At 62.1% G+C, this 13,148-nt stretch carries 15 protein-coding genes and 1 tRNA gene; 2 read left to right on the top strand and 14 right to left on the bottom strand.

The window, feature by feature from the left end; all coding sequences use genetic code 11:
- The first annotated feature begins 18 nt into the window (after positions 1-18).
- The gene (greA, locus tag LHJ54_RS11005) at positions 19-486 is read left to right on the top strand and encodes a transcription elongation factor GreA (RefSeq protein ID WP_228243954.1); all 468 of its coding nucleotides are present in this window, start codon (positions 19-21) and stop codon (positions 484-486) included.
- A 216-nt stretch (positions 487-702) separates the two neighbouring features.
- Here greA and LHJ54_RS11000 read toward each other — a convergent pair whose 3' ends face one another.
- The 5 genes from LHJ54_RS11000 to LHJ54_RS10980 form a co-directional block, all read right to left on the bottom strand.
- Positions 703-972 carry a DUF4170 domain-containing protein gene (locus tag LHJ54_RS11000; RefSeq protein ID WP_228243953.1) on the bottom strand — a complete coding sequence of 90 codons (270 nt, stop codon included), beginning with the start codon at positions 970-972 and terminating at the stop codon, positions 703-705.
- Positions 973-1,092: 120 nt separating this feature from the next.
- Positions 1,093-1,653: a hypothetical protein gene (locus tag LHJ54_RS10995; RefSeq protein WP_228243952.1), complete on the bottom strand. Its 561-nt coding sequence runs from the start codon at positions 1,651-1,653 to the stop codon at positions 1,093-1,095.
- Between the two features lie 33 nt (positions 1,654-1,686).
- Positions 1,687-2,028, bottom strand: coding sequence for a hypothetical protein (locus LHJ54_RS10990; protein WP_228243951.1), 342 nt, complete (start codon positions 2,026-2,028; stop codon positions 1,687-1,689).
- The gene (locus tag LHJ54_RS10985) at positions 2,025-2,456 is read right to left on the bottom strand and encodes a phage holin family protein (RefSeq protein ID WP_228243950.1); all 432 of its coding nucleotides are present in this window, start codon (positions 2,454-2,456) and stop codon (positions 2,025-2,027) included. Before LHJ54_RS10985 ends, LHJ54_RS10990 begins: the two co-directional genes overlap by 4 nt.
- A gap of 41 nt (positions 2,457-2,497) precedes the next feature.
- Positions 2,498-3,100 (bottom strand): hypothetical protein, encoded by a 603-nt coding sequence (locus LHJ54_RS10980; protein ID WP_228243949.1) that lies wholly within the window; start codon positions 3,098-3,100, stop codon positions 2,498-2,500.
- 137 nt (positions 3,101-3,237) lie between these two features.
- Between LHJ54_RS10980 and eno the strand changes: the two genes are divergently transcribed.
- Positions 3,238-4,527, top strand: a complete 1,290-nt coding sequence (eno, locus tag LHJ54_RS10975; RefSeq protein ID WP_228243948.1) for a phosphopyruvate hydratase — start codon at positions 3,238-3,240, stop codon at positions 4,525-4,527.
- Here eno and ribH read toward each other — a convergent pair.
- The 9 genes from ribH to mreC all read right to left on the bottom strand — a co-directional run bounded on the left by ribH (position 4,524) and on the right by mreC (position 13,082).
- Positions 4,524-4,946, bottom strand: a complete 423-nt coding sequence (gene ribH, locus LHJ54_RS10970) for a 6,7-dimethyl-8-ribityllumazine synthase (RefSeq protein ID WP_228243947.1) — start codon at positions 4,944-4,946, stop codon at positions 4,524-4,526. The genes eno and ribH overlap by 4 nt on opposite strands.
- A gap of 4 nt (positions 4,947-4,950) precedes the next feature.
- Entirely contained in the window at positions 4,951-6,207 is a 1,257-nt protein-coding gene (ribB, locus tag LHJ54_RS10965; RefSeq protein WP_228243946.1) for a 3,4-dihydroxy-2-butanone-4-phosphate synthase, read from the bottom strand.
- 115 nt (positions 6,208-6,322) lie between these two features.
- Positions 6,323-7,510 carry a zinc-dependent alcohol dehydrogenase gene (locus LHJ54_RS10960; protein ID WP_228244359.1) on the bottom strand — a complete coding sequence of 396 codons (1,188 nt, stop codon included), beginning with the start codon at positions 7,508-7,510 and terminating at the stop codon, positions 6,323-6,325.
- A complete protein-coding gene (locus tag LHJ54_RS10955) occupies positions 7,510-8,166 on the bottom strand; it encodes an SRPBCC family protein (RefSeq protein WP_228243945.1) in 657 nt (218 codons plus the stop codon). The genes LHJ54_RS10960 and LHJ54_RS10955 overlap by 1 nt, the downstream gene beginning before the upstream one ends.
- 112 nt (positions 8,167-8,278) lie before the next feature.
- Positions 8,279-8,354, bottom strand: a tRNA-Lys gene (locus LHJ54_RS10950).
- A 96-nt stretch (positions 8,355-8,450) separates the two neighbouring features.
- Positions 8,451-9,566: a rod shape-determining protein RodA gene (gene rodA, locus LHJ54_RS10945; RefSeq protein ID WP_228243944.1), complete on the bottom strand. Its 1,116-nt coding sequence runs from the start codon at positions 9,564-9,566 to the stop codon at positions 8,451-8,453.
- On the bottom strand, positions 9,563-11,647 hold the full coding sequence (gene mrdA, locus LHJ54_RS10940) for a penicillin-binding protein 2 (RefSeq protein ID WP_228243943.1): 2,085 nt from the start codon (positions 11,645-11,647) through the stop codon (positions 9,563-9,565). The genes rodA and mrdA overlap by 4 nt, the downstream gene beginning before the upstream one ends.
- On the bottom strand, positions 11,644-12,198 hold the full coding sequence (locus tag LHJ54_RS10935) for a rod shape-determining protein MreD (RefSeq protein WP_228243942.1): 555 nt from the start codon (positions 12,196-12,198) through the stop codon (positions 11,644-11,646). Before LHJ54_RS10935 ends, mrdA begins: the two co-directional genes overlap by 4 nt.
- Positions 12,198-13,082: a rod shape-determining protein MreC gene (mreC, locus tag LHJ54_RS10930; protein WP_228243941.1), complete on the bottom strand. Its 885-nt coding sequence runs from the start codon at positions 13,080-13,082 to the stop codon at positions 12,198-12,200. The genes LHJ54_RS10935 and mreC overlap by 1 nt, the downstream gene beginning before the upstream one ends.
- Between the last annotated feature and the right edge of the window lie 66 nt (positions 13,083-13,148).

The following is a 13,148-nucleotide window of genomic DNA, read 5'->3' as shown; positions in this document are numbered from 1 at the left end:
TAGGAAAGGTCCGGTTCGATGGAAAAGGTTCCCATGCTGGCAGAAGGCTATGAAAAGCTGACCGCCGATCTCAAGCAGTTGCGGGCGGAACGGCCAAAGATCGTGGATGCAATCGAGGAAGCGCGGGCACATGGCGACTTGTCCGAGAATGCCGAGTACCACGCGGCGAAGGAACGTCAGGGACAGGTCGAAGCACAGATTGCGGACATCGAAGACAAGGTGACGCGGGCGCAGATCATCGATCCGGCCGCGCTTTCGGGAGACAAGATCGTGTTCGGCGCGACGGTCCACCTGCTGGACGACGATGACAAGCCGGTAAAGTACCAGATTGTCGGCCAGACCGAGGCAGATGCGACCAACGGACGCATCTCCTACAATTCGCCGCTTGGACGTGCGTTGATCGGCAAGAAGGTTGGCGAGGACGTTGAAGTCACCGTGCCGGCGGGCGACAAGTTCTACCACATCGAGAAAATCGAATTCATCTGAGATACTCCGGGGCCGCGCTTGACGGGCGCGCTTGGCTGGCCGGAAGAACCGCCGCGCCTGCAGGCTGACTTTGCCCCTGCTGCTGAGCGAACTTGAGGCACTTAAAGCACCCTTCTTGAACCTTAGGACCAGAAAACGGCATGCTAATGCATGCCGCCTGCGCCAGAGGCGTGCCCGGTTCTGACCGGCAAGTCGCCTCTGACGCCAGGCATTAAGCTAGGCCTGCTGGTTTCCGCCAGGCTCCCCACGGCTTGCGGGAATGCCGGGGTCGAGTATCTTCTGCAGGTCGACGATAACGTACTTCATTTCGGCGTCGTCAACGGTCCGCTGCGCATTGGCGCGCCATGCGTTTACTGCATCGTCATAGGCCGAATAGATACCGGCGACGTGGATGCTTTCCGGGTCGCGAAAACGGATGCTGCGCGGATCGGTGACACGCCCGCCCATCACCAGGTAAAGCTGTTGCCTGTCGCCATTCTTGTCCATGGTGGTCGCCTGCCTCCTAGCTATAAAGAGAAACGTCCGCCTGTTCGGGCGGACGTTTCAGCTCGCGATAGCGGAGGCTCGGTGTAATTTAAAGGATCATTGCCGAGCCGCCGGTTCCTGTCATTTCAGGTCACGCAGCCGGCGGGACAATGATCTTCCCGCAAGCCGCGACGTCGTTGAAGCACGATCGTGAAGGGAGCGGGCGTAATGATCGGCATCCCGCTTCAACTCGCGTGACTTGAACGCGAGGCGGTCGCCGGCATCAACTGCCTTGTCGCGGCCGTGGCGGGACATGTCTTCAATATCGTCCAGCAAGCCGAGGCCGAACGCAACCACCGCGTCCGATGCCGAACTTGCCCAGCTTCCCGCGCGCCGTCCCGCACGTCGCCCGCTGCGAGTCATCGAGCCGATCAGCAAGCCGACCGCTAATCCACCAACGATCGTCGCAACAGGATGCTCCTTGACGAAGTCGACCGCAGTGTCGGCCGCGTCACGTGCCTGTTCGCCCAGGCTCCGCTGTTCATGCCGGCGCTGCCCGGCCGCGATGCGAGCCTTCAACTCGTCACGCTTGTCATCGCCGGTAACACCAGTCGATGTCCCATGCTGGTCTGCCTTGCCCTTCAACGTCTCTCCATGCTCGGCATTCTCGCGATTGACGGTGTCCTGCAAACGGTCTGTCATTTTTCAGTCCTTTCCAAGCTACGTCGCAGCAACCTACTGGTCGCTGCGGTAGCGATGATGTCCATAATCCTCATCCTGATCGTCAGCGTCATCGTCACGGCGGCCGAGCAGCAGGTTCAGGATTGGGTTGCGGGCGAGCCAAATCAGCAAAGCGGCGATCACCGCAGCGGCGACCCCGCGGTGGTCGCTCGCGACTTCTGCCGCTTCTTCATACACGTCGGTCGCGCCCCCAATGATGCGCTCCTTGGCCCGCTCGCCAATTCCCTTCTCCGCATAGTCTGCCTTAAGATGTTCTATGTCGGCTTTCACCAAAGCGAGAGCCTGATCCCGTACCAGACGGTCATCCCGCAAACGACTTTCGAGAGTGGCTGTCACGGCTTCTCTCCAGCGAAGGTGCTTGAAATGGCCTCGACCCTGCTCTTGGCCATTACGGCGAAGATGGCCGCGCCGGCCAGTAGCAGAACACCAACAATCAGAGTGGCCGCCAGCGGCCCGACCAGAGTAGCAAGAGCCAGCACGGCACCAACCGTCAGTGCGATCAATGCCAGGTGCAGCAAGGCAAGGGCGCCAAGGCCGAATACCGCAGCCTTGGAACCCTTTTTCCCGACATAGCTGGCCCGCGTCTTCTGAAACGCCAACTCAGCCGAAATATACGTCTTGCCGTCTTCATACAGAGCCGACACGCCGTCGATAAGCGACCGATCTTCAGACAGATCGTCAGAAGCGGTGGCGAAGGCCTGCGGTCCGTCGTCGTTATGCCACACGGGCTTGCCATCAGCGGCGTTTCTTGTCTGGTCGAGCAACGCTTCGCTCCTTGTATATTTCTGGAGAAGGGCGCTGCGCCTTACCTGCGCGAACCGAAGGTGCGAGCAAGGATGTAGCCGGCAAGCGCGGCTATTCCGACCGCCGTGCCCGGGTTCGTGCGGATGTACTGGCGGGCATCGTCCCCCAGTTCCTCGATGCTGCGTTGATCCAGCTTCTCAGCCGATTCCCGCAACGAACGCGACGCGCTGCGCGCATAGTCGCCGTACTTGGCGCCGAGGGAGCTATCCACCGAAGCGGCATTGTCGTTCACCATACGGCTGAGGGCCAACAACGCCTCGCTGGCCTTGTTCTTGCCCTCGATCGCCAGCTCGGATGCCTTCGTGCGGACCTGATCCGAATAATCATGACCGCGGTCCAGCGCCTGTGTCCGGTACCCGCTCGCCCGCTCGCCGGCTTCAGCCTTGAGTGCGGCGGCACCCGCCTTCGCTTCGTCAAGAGCAGCATTGAAGCGTGACTTGGCTTCGGAACGATGCTCGTTCGAATGGTCGGCGGATGAGGTGGAACCCGACGGCGTTCCGCTCGTGGTTGTGCCGCCTACCCCCAAAGGTGCCGAACCACCACCGGCAGTCGTGGTTTTGGTGGTCGCTCCGGTGGAGGAAAAGTCGTTGTCGGTATTGGCCATGATCTGTCCTCTTTTTCCTGGTGGCGACCAACAGCATACCCAGCCGGCGGCCGCATTCAGGAAAACAATGCAGCTTGCGTACCTTCGTTCCGCTCCATAGAGCCGGCGGCGAAATTCATTCATTTCAGGAGTATGCCGTGACCGCTATCATCGACATCCACGCGCGCGAGATCCTCGACAGCCGAGGCAACCCCACAGTGGAAGTCGACGTACTGCTGGAAGATGGCAGCTTCGGCCGCGCCGCCGTTCCGTCCGGCGCATCCACCGGAGCGCATGAGGCGGTTGAACTGCGCGACGATGACAGTGCCCGCTATGGCGGCAAGGGCGTGACCAAGGCTGTCGAGGCGGTCAATGGCGAGGTGGCCGAGGCGTTGGCTGGTCTCGACGCAGAGGATCAGCGCGATGTGGACACCGTGCTGGTCGACTTGGACGGAACGCCGAACAAGGCGAGGATCGGCGCAAACGCAATCCTGGGAACCAGTCTGGCCGTCGCCAAGGCAGCGGCGGACGCCCGGGGCTTGCCGCTCTATGCCTATGTGGGCGGCGTATCGGCGCACCTTCTGCCGGTCCCGATGATGAACATCATCAACGGCGGCGAGCACGCCGACAACGCCATCGACATTCAGGAGTTCATGGTCATGCCCGTCGGCGCGGCCTCGTTGTCCGAAGGGGTTCGCTGGGGTGCCGAAATCTTCCACGTTCTGAAAAAGAAGCTGACCTCCAAAGGCTTGTCGACGGCCGTGGGCGATGAAGGCGGCTTTGCCCCCGCTCTGGCCAGCACGCGTGCAGCTCTCGACCTCATAATGGAAGCTGTCGGCGAGGCAGGTTTCACGCCAGGCGGTGATGTCGTCCTGGCGCTGGATTGCGCCGCGACCGAGTTTTATCGCGACGGCCGCTATGACATATCGGGTGAGGGGCTGAGCCTGTCTGCCGAAGAAATGACAACCTATCTGGCTGACCTCTGCCGCGATTACCCGATCCGGTCGATCGAGGATGGAATGGCAGAAGATGATTTTGCTGGATGGCATGCGCTGACCCAGCGCCTGGGCGGCGAAGTCCAGCTCGTCGGTGACGACCTTTTTGTGACCAACCCCGCACGGCTGGAAGATGGCATCAAACGCGGGCTGGGCAATTCCCTGCTCGTGAAAGTCAACCAGATTGGCACCTTGAGTGAAACACTTGACGCAGTCTCCATTGCGCAGCGATCCGGTTACACCGCTGTGATGAGCCACCGGTCCGGAGAGACCGAGGATGCGACCATCGCTGATCTGGCAGTTGCGACGAACTGTGGGCAGATCAAGACGGGCAGTCTGGCGCGGTCGGACAGGCTTGCCAAGTACAACCAGTTGATCCGTATCGAAGAAGAGCTCGGCGGCAGTGCGCGCTACGCCGGTCGCGCATGCTTCGGGCAGCTTGGTTCCGCCTAGACGGAGAACCTATCGCGCAATTCGAGCAGGGCGAGCGCCGCCGCAGCGGCTTCGCCGCCCTTGTTCTTCTGTGCCGGGTCGGCCCGCACCATCGCCTGTGCCTCGTTCTCTACGGTGAGGATGCCATTGCCTACGGCAATGCCGTCCATTGTCAGCGCCATCAAACCCCGCGCGCTTTCCCCCGCGACAATCTCGAAGTGATACGTCTCTCCCCGGATTACCACGCCTATTGCGACAAACCCGTCGTAGCGGCCGCTCTCCGCTGCCAGAGCGATCGCGCCGGGCAGTTCCAAGGCGCCTGGGACAGTCAGCACCTCGACCGTGTGCCCGGCGTCTGTCAGCCGCCCCTTGGCGCCTGCAATCAGCAGGTCATTGAGATGTGAATAGAACCGTGCCTCGGCGATCAAAAATCTAGCCATCTGTTCACTCCGGAATTGCCTGCTCGCCCGCGATGTGCAGGCCGTATCCTTCGATCGCAACCACATTGCGATGTGAGTTGGTCAGCAGGATCATGCTCTGTACCCCCAGATCAGCCAGTATCTGGGCACCGATGCCGTAGGCGCGAAATTCTCCGTCAGCAGCGCCGGTTCGCCCACCGTTCTGCGGCTGCGACTGGATCAGGATCACGATTACGCCAGACCCGTGATCGCCGATCGCCTTCATGCTGCGCTGCAGGCTCCGCTTGTTCGGTCCGGCGCGGCCCAGCACGTCGTCAAGCAGCGACAGGGTGTGCATCCGCACCAGAGTGGGTGCGTCGCTGCTGATCTCCCCTTTCTGAAGAACATAGCTGGCGCTGTTATCGATCGTGTTACGATAGGTGAGAAGCCGCCATTCGGCCCCGTAATCGGACACAAAGCCCGTGTCCTCCGCCCGCTCCACCAGATGGTCGTGACGACGACGATATTCGATGAGATCGCGGATGGTGCCGATCTTCATTTGATGCCGGCGCGCAAATTTCATGAGATCATCGAGGCGGGCCATTGATCCGTCCTCGTTCATGATTTCGCAGATCACACCAGACGGATTGAGGCCAGCCAACCGCGCAATGTCCACCGCCGCTTCCGTGTGGCCGGCGCGAACCAGCACACCTCCCTCGCGCGCGGTAAGGGGGAACACATGACCGGGACTGACGATGTCCTGTGGCCCATGCGCGTTATCTATTGCGACCGCTATTGTGCGTGCCCTGTCGGCGGCACTGATCCCGGTCGAGATGCCTTCGCGCGCTTCGATGGAGGTGGTGAATGCAGTACCGTGTTGCGACCGATTGCTCTGGCTCATCGGTTGCAGGCCCAGTGTTCGCACACGATCTGCCGACAAGGCGAGGCAGATCAGCCCCCGGCCGTGTTTGGCCATGAAGTTGATCGCGTCGGGCGTCGCCATTTGCGCCGGGATGATGAGATCGCCCTCGTTCTCGCGATCCTCGTCATCGACCAGAATGAACATCCGGCCGTTTCGCGCTTCGTTGATGATTTCCTCAATCCCGACCAGAGCAGGCCGCTGGTCGTTCTCGTCCAGAAAGCGTTGCAGCTTGGCTAGCGTTTCAGCGGTCGGGTTCCAGCCAGCCTCGGTACACTCGCGCAGAGAATTAGCATGGAGGCCGACTGCCCGGGCAAGTCCCGCGCGCGTCATGCGCCCTTCCGCGATGATGGACCGCACGCGGTCAACAACAGAATTGGTCATGAGCGGGGCGCTATCACATTAGAATGTGATAAACAATGTGTTTGCTGGGTTGGGGCGGCTGGATCGACGAGCTACATGCGACCCGTCAATCCAGCCACGTCAGTAACGGTTTGTGTCAGGCGGCTTTAGCGGCATCTGTTTTCAACACCACTTTTGTCCATTCATTCTGATTGTTGAGGAAGTTGTCGTAACCCTTGGGCGCGTCTTCCAGCGGAAGATGGTGCGAGATCAGGAAGGTGGTGTCGAGCGAGCCATCTTCGATCTTGGCAAGCAGATCTTTCATGTACCGCTGCACATGCGTTTGTCCGGTGCGCATCTGGATACCCTTTTCCATGAATGCGCCGGTCGGAAACTTGTCTGCCAGACCGCCATACACGCCGGGAACAGACACGCGCCCGGCCTTGCGTACGGCAGTGATTACCTCGCGCAGCACATGTGCCCGGTCAGCGCCGATCCCGACTTTCTGCTTGGCCATGTCCAGCAGATTGTCGGGCGCCATCCCGTGGGCTTCCATGCCCACCGCGTCGATCGCGCAATCGACGCCAATGCCGCCGGTCATTTCCATCAGCGCTTCGAGGACATGCGTTTGCTTGAAATTGATCACCTCGGCGCCGAGCTGGCGGGCCAGCTCCAGACGGCGCGGGTGCTCGTCGATGGCGATGACCCTGGCGGCACCCATGACAATGGCGGATTGCACCGCGAACAATCCGACCGGGCCGCAGCCCCATACGGCCACCGTATCTTCAGGCTCAATCTGCGCGTTCTCTGCTGCCATCCAGCCTGTGGGCAGGATGTCCGACAGGAACAGCACCTTGTCGTCCTCCAGATGGTCGGGAACGACGATCGGTCCCACATCTGAAAAGGGTATGCGCACATATTCGGCCTGACCGCCCGAATATCCGCCAGTCAGATGCGAATAGCCGAAGATGCCGCTCATCGCGTGGCCGTACAGCAGTTCGGACGCATCCTGTTTTTCAACCGGGTTCGAGTTGTCACAGCAGGAAAACTCCTGCCGGCTGCAAAAGAAGCATGACCCGCACGAAATGGGGAAGGGCACCACGACGCGCTGACCCTTCTTCAGAGTGCTTTTGGCGCCGATCTCCACTACCTCGCCCATGAATTCATGGCCAAGGATGTCACCTGTCTTAACGCCGGGAATAACGCCGTCGTAGAGGTGCAGATCGCTGCCGCAAATGGCGGTGGATGTCACTTTGATGATGCAGTCGCGCGGGTTGATGATCTCGGGATCAGGAACCGTGTCCACGCGAACGTCTTTCTTGCCGTGATAGGTGAGGGCGCGCATCATGCATTCTCCTGCTGGGCGGCCCGGGTATCTTCCCGTCGCCGTGCCGAGGTGGCGATTTCGCCAGTTTCCATCAGCATCTTGAACCGTTTGAGGTCGTGGCGTGCCTGGACCGATGGCTCCCTCTGGAACAGCTTCGCCGCAAGGCGCCCCAATTCGCCCGCAGGCGGCTTGTAGGCGATGATCAACTGCACCTGTGTACCCCGGTCACCGGGCGCATCGCGGAACTTGACGCGACCTTCCGTGTCGATGTCTGACCCTTCGACAGAACGCCAAGCGATCAGTTCACCATCTTCCTCGCGCACGATCTCTGTTTCGACGTCCACCGTTTGCCCCAGCGGCGCCTTGATCTTCCAGATATTGCGTCCTTCCGCGCCCGCAGGCACTACGCTTTCCAGGTTTTCCATGAACTTTGGCAGATTCTGGAAGTCGCGAAAGAAGGCGAACAGTTCCTGGCGCGGCTTGTCGATCGTGACGGTACGGCCGGTCACGTCATACGCGCCGGTTCCCTGCCGCATGGTATAGCCGGGTGAGTCGTCAGGATGCTTCTTGCGCTTGTTATCGCGTGTGCTGAGGTACGCGGCAAGGGCCGCTCCTCCCACGGCAAGGCCAAGCCCCGCCAACCCGGCAATCGTGCCGTCGCGTCTGTCGTTCATGGTAACCTCTCGCTGCTACTCGAGCAGTGAACGGGTGCATGTAAGGAGATGTTCCCGGCGTCTCAGGCGGTTAGCACAAAGAGAGCGTAGATGCGTGCAGGAGAGAAGGGGGTGGTGGACGCACTAGGGCTCGAACCTAGGACCCGCTGATTAAGAGTCAGCTGCTCTACCAACTGAGCTATGCGTCCAACCCGGCAGCGAGATGCGGGAACCTTGCCCGAATCAGCGCGACGCACCCGCATATAGCCTGCATCGCGTCAGATGGAAGAGCTTGTCCGCGCGAGCTAAAGCAACCGCCCGCCGGACGGCCTGCGGTTCCAGCGGTTGACCATCATGAGCATGCCGAGGCAAATCATGTTGGTCAGCATGGAAGAACCGCCATGGCTCATGAAGGGCAGCGGGATGCCGACCACGGGCGCGAGGCCCATGACCATCATCAGGTTGACCGCGATATAAAAGAATATTGTCGCAACCAGTCCTGCCGCCAGCAAACGCCCGAACCGGTCCTCTGCCGACCAAGCAACCTGCAGCCCCCAGCGCAGGATCAGGAAGAAAGCGAGCAGCACCAGCAGTCCGCCCACGAAGCCCCATTCTTCCGCCATGGTGGCGAACACGAAGTCGGTGTGCGGTTCCGGCAGGTAATTGAGGTGGCTTTGCGTTCCCTCGCCAAAACCCTTGCCAGACAGCCCGCCGGAGCCGATCGCTATCTTTGACTGGGTGATGTGGTAACCCGCGCCAAGAGGGTCGCTTTCCGGATCCATGAAGGTCGTCACGCGGCGCTGTTGATAGGGTTGCAAGGCGAAGAAGTAGGCCAGTGGCGCGATTACGGTTCCGACCAGTCCGGCAGTAACGAACCAGCGCAGCGGCAGCCCGGCGAGGAACATGACAACCGCGCCGCCGAACATGATGGCCAGCGCCGTTCCAAGATCCGGCTGTAACAGGACGAGCCCCATCGGCAGCCCGATCACCACGCCAGCCGGCACCAGCGCGCGCCAAGTGTTTATCATGCCGATGGGCAAGGCATCGTAGAAGCGGGCCAAGGCTAGAACCAGGGCTGGCTTCATCAGTTCGGACGGCTGAAGAACGATGATCCCGAGGTTGAGCCAGCGCTGGCTTCCTCCGCCCAGCGCGCCGACGGCCTCCACCGCGATCAGGAGCAGGAGCACCAGCACGTAAACCGGATACGCGATCAGCTTGATGAATTGCTTGGGCATCAGCGTGATGATCGCGGCCACACCCGACAAAGCTATGAAGCGGATCAGATGCGAACTGGCATACAGGCTGAAGTCGCCTCCGCCGGCCGAGTAGAGCACCGCCGCGCCGAACAGGACGAGCAGGATCAGCGGCACCAGCATTTGCCAGGGCTGGCGGCCAACCGGTTCGGGAATGATGCCCTTCATCGCGGTTCCGCATCCGATGGTGCGGCAGGCGCGGGCTCGTTCGGCGGGGTAGCGGCCGCAGGCCCGGCTTCACCTTGGGTTGGCATGACCTCTTCACCGGCGAGAGCGGCCTTGGCTTGCGCGCTCAGCCGCGATTCAGCCGCCACGGCATCGATCGGCTGCCGGGGGCGGGGTGGGGAGGGTGCGACGGATTGCCCGCGGGCGCTGGCATAGGCACGGTACTGCTGCTCAAGCCGCTGCTGCGCGGTGCCGCCCCATTCCTTCTCCAGTGCATGCAGCGCGTCCATCCCTTTCTGCGGATCGAACAGGTAGGTCATGACGTCCTTGGCAATCGGCGTGGCAGCCCCCGAACCGCCGCCATGTTCAACCACGATTGCCCCGGCGTAGATCGGGTTGTCGACTGGTGCGAAGAATACGAAGAGCCCGTGGTGGCGGAACCGCCAAGCCGTGTTCCTGCCATCGCCGCGGTTCAGGCCGACAGCCTGCGCGGTGCCGGTCTTTCCCGCCATCAGCACGTTTTCCAGCGGCAGCCGGGCCCGGCCCGCCGTGCCGGGGCCGTTTACCGTGTCGCTCATCGCCTGGCGGATATGCCCGATCTGCTCGCTGTTGAAATCGAGCGAGGCGAAAGGTGCCCGCTCTCCTGTTTTCAGCAGCGCCGGCTCGACCACCCGGCCGGTGGCAAGCCGTGCCGCCATGACGGCAAGTTGCAGCGGGCTGGTCAGGTAATAGCCCTGTCCGATAGAGGAGTTCACCGTGTCATAGGACTGCCAGGCACTGTGGTGCTTGCGCATCTTCCACCGGCTGTCGGGAACGGTGCCAAAGAACTGGCTGACGACGGGCAGGTCGAACCGCTGGCCCAGCCCGCAGTCTTTCGCGAAGTCGGCAACGTTGTCAAAGCCGACCCGCTGCGCGAAATAATAGAAGTAGCTGTTGCAACTCTGGTGAATGGCCCTGTTCATGTCGACGCGGCCGTGATTGCCGTGGCATCGGAAGAAGCGGTTGCCGACCCGCAGGCCGCCGCCGCAGGTGATCGCCTCGGAGGGGTCGATCCCGTTGCGCAGGAAAGCCATGGCGTGCATCGGCTTGATGGTGGAGCCGGGCGGATAAAGGCCTTGCAGCACCTTGTTGCGCAGCGGCACCCGCTCGTTTTCGCGCAGCATGGCGTATTCCACACTTCCGATACCGGCCGAAAAGCTGTTGGGATCGAAACTTGGCATGGACGACATGCACAGCAGGTCGCCCGTGCGGCAATCCATGACTACGACCGAACCGCTTTCGGGGCCAAGGCGGCGGGCCGCGAAATCCTGCAGCGGCCCATCAATCGTCAGCTGAACCGGATTTCCCTGTATGTCTTCCCGGGTGCTAAGATCGCGCACGATGCGCCCGGAAGCCGTCACCTCGACGCGGCGGGCGCCTGGAACGCCGCGCAGCCGCTGCTCGAACACCTTTTCGGCGCCATCCTTGCCGATCTTGTAGCCCGGCGTGACGAGCAGCGGGTTCCGGTCCGCCTCGTATTCTTCGCGCGAGGCGGGGCCGACATAGCCGAGCAGATGGCCCACTGCTGGACCGGTCGGATAAAAGCGGGAGAAGCCGCGCTGCGGCACGACCCCCGGCATTTCCGGCAACCGCACGCTGATGGCGGCGAACTGCTCGTAACTCAGCCCCTGTCCCACCTCGACCGCCTGGAAGCCGCGCGCTTCCGCGATGCGGGTGGACAGATCGTGCTGATCCGTGGCGCTCATGCCGAGAATCGACCCCAGCAGGGCGACCGACTGTTCGGGCCTGACCATTCGCTCGGGGATCACGTCGACACGGAAATCGGCGCGGTTGGAAGCGAGCGGATTGCCGTTGCGGTCGAGGATCCACCCGCGCCGGGGCGGAATCAGCGAGAGATTGACCCGGTTGCTTTCCGATTCGAGTTCGTACTTCTCGTTCTCGGCAATCGCGAGGTAGCCCATACGCGCCGCCAGCAGAACGCCGACGCCGCCCTGCAACGTGCCCAGCAGCATGCTGCGACGGTCGAAGCGGTTCTTGAGCGTCGCCTGGTTGATCAGCTCCTTGGAGCGCCGGCGCCACCTCATGCGGCTCGCCTCCAGCGTCGCAACCGCAGCCGGTCGAGCGCGGCGACCAGCCGGGCAGCCACCGGCACCAGCAGAACTGACAAGACCAGTTGCGGGATGACGGCGACAAACAACGGGCCCGCCAGAACCGCGCCCGAGACGATCATTCCCGCAAAGATGTACAGCAAGATCAGCAACGCGGCGGTCATCCAATCCAGTCCGAAGCTACGCCACGGAAAGCGCGCTTCAACAGCGTCAATAGCGAGTACTGCGAGGGACCAGAATAGTATAGCAAAGCCAAATGGCTGCCCGTTGAACAGATCATCAAAGATGCCCAAAGGAACCCCTGCCCAGGCCGGCAGCAGGCCGGGCCTGACCAGTCGCCAGCACACGAACATGATGAAGCCGACGGGTGGCGCGATGGGCATCGCGGTAGCGATGACAAAGATTGGCAGGACCGAGCCAAAAGCTATGCTGAGCCATGGCACCACCGATGCAACGAGAGCGGAATGGCGCCTACCGACCCGGCTGCCATACGGATCGCGGCGTGCTGACGGGGCGAGTCGTTCCATTATTCTGTCAATGATGGCGGCTCTGCCGCCGCCGCCCGCACCGCCTGGGGCTGAAAGATTGGTTCGACCGCCACGAAGTCGGACGCTGCGGGATCAGCGATGATCCGCGCCAGAGCGCCATCATCCGTCACTTCCTCCACCAGCGCGACCGCGATTCCAGGAGGAAAGTAACCTCCCGCCCCGCTGGTCACGAACATGTCACCCCTCTTCAGCGGATTGAGGCCCAGATTGATGAGGCGAATGCGCAGCAGGCTGTCCCCGCGTCCATGCGCGAAGGCGACTGCTTCGCCATTGGCAAGTCGCACGGGTAACACGCTTTCGCTGTCTGTCAGGAGCAGGATGCGCGCCGTCGACCGTCCTGTTTCAAGGACCCGGCCAACGACGCCGCGCGCGCTGCGCACCGGCATGCCGGGCGTCACCCCTCGGCTGCTGCCCACCCCGATGTAACCGAAGCGCCGCGGGCTTGCGGCGGTTGAGCTGACCAGCCGGGTCACCGCGACCGGCTCGCTTCCCTCCTGCGCGAGCCCCAGCAAGCCACGCAGCCGCTGGTTTTCCTGCTGCACTGCAGCCGCTTCTCCCAAGCGGATGCGCGCCAATTCAACTTCGCGTTTCAGCCGCGCGTTCTGCGCCCCGGCGCGGAAGTAACCCTCGATGCCCGCCAGGATACCCAGTGACCCGCTGCGAACCTCTCCGCCGACGGTGGTTACGGGACTGACCGCATCCTGCGCAACTCCGCGAGGGCCGGAAAAGAGGGTAGGGCGCAGCAGGGACAGCACGAGCAGTGCCGCACCCAGCAACGCACCCGCTGCAGCCAGCGCATAGCCGGCAAAGATGTTGAGGCGGGCGCGCTTTGAACTGCTGGAAACGCGGGAGCCTGCCGCCATGACAGTGAATTGCCTTCTTCAACGTCGCCTGTGGTCTGTCGCTATCCTGCCGCAGCGGGCGACGGC

The organism is Porphyrobacter sp. GA68 (genome assembly GCF_022605525.1).
In the GTDB taxonomy this organism is placed as follows: domain Bacteria; phylum Pseudomonadota; class Alphaproteobacteria; order Sphingomonadales; family Sphingomonadaceae; genus Qipengyuania_B.
This window is presented reverse-complemented; position numbering and strand designations above follow the sequence as displayed.

Bases quoted from the DNA above. Each gene is read 5' to 3' on its own strand.
- ribH (WP_228243947.1), bottom strand. From the start codon at position 4,946: ATGGCTAGATTTTTGATCGCCGAGGCACGGTTCTATTCACATCTCAAT.
- LHJ54_RS10995 (WP_228243952.1), bottom strand. From the start codon at position 1,653: ATGACAGACCGTTTGCAGGACACCGTCAATCGCGAGAATGCCGAGCAT.
- mreC (WP_228243941.1), bottom strand. From the start codon at position 13,082: ATGGCGGCAGGCTCCCGCGTTTCCAGCAGTTCAAAGCGCGCCCGCCTC.
- greA (WP_228243954.1), top strand. From the start codon at position 19: ATGGAAAAGGTTCCCATGCTGGCAGAAGGCTATGAAAAGCTGACCGCC.
- LHJ54_RS10955 (WP_228243945.1), bottom strand. From the start codon at position 8,166: ATGAACGACAGACGCGACGGCACGATTGCCGGGTTGGCGGGGCTTGGC.
- rodA (WP_228243944.1), bottom strand. From the start codon at position 9,566: ATGAAGGGCATCATTCCCGAACCGGTTGGCCGCCAGCCCTGGCAAATG.
- mrdA (WP_228243943.1), bottom strand. From the start codon at position 11,647: ATGAGGTGGCGCCGGCGCTCCAAGGAGCTGATCAACCAGGCGACGCTC.
- LHJ54_RS10980 (WP_228243949.1), bottom strand. From the start codon at position 3,100: ATGGCCAATACCGACAACGACTTTTCCTCCACCGGAGCGACCACCAAA.
- LHJ54_RS10935 (WP_228243942.1), bottom strand. From the start codon at position 12,198: ATGGAACGACTCGCCCCGTCAGCACGCCGCGATCCGTATGGCAGCCGG.
- LHJ54_RS11000 (WP_228243953.1), bottom strand. From the start codon at position 972: ATGGACAAGAATGGCGACAGGCAACAGCTTTACCTGGTGATGGGCGGG.
- LHJ54_RS10960 (WP_228244359.1), bottom strand. From the start codon at position 7,510: ATGCGCGCCCTCACCTATCACGGCAAGAAAGACGTTCGCGTGGACACG.
- ribB (WP_228243946.1), bottom strand. From the start codon at position 6,207: ATGACCAATTCTGTTGTTGACCGCGTGCGGTCCATCATCGCGGAAGGG.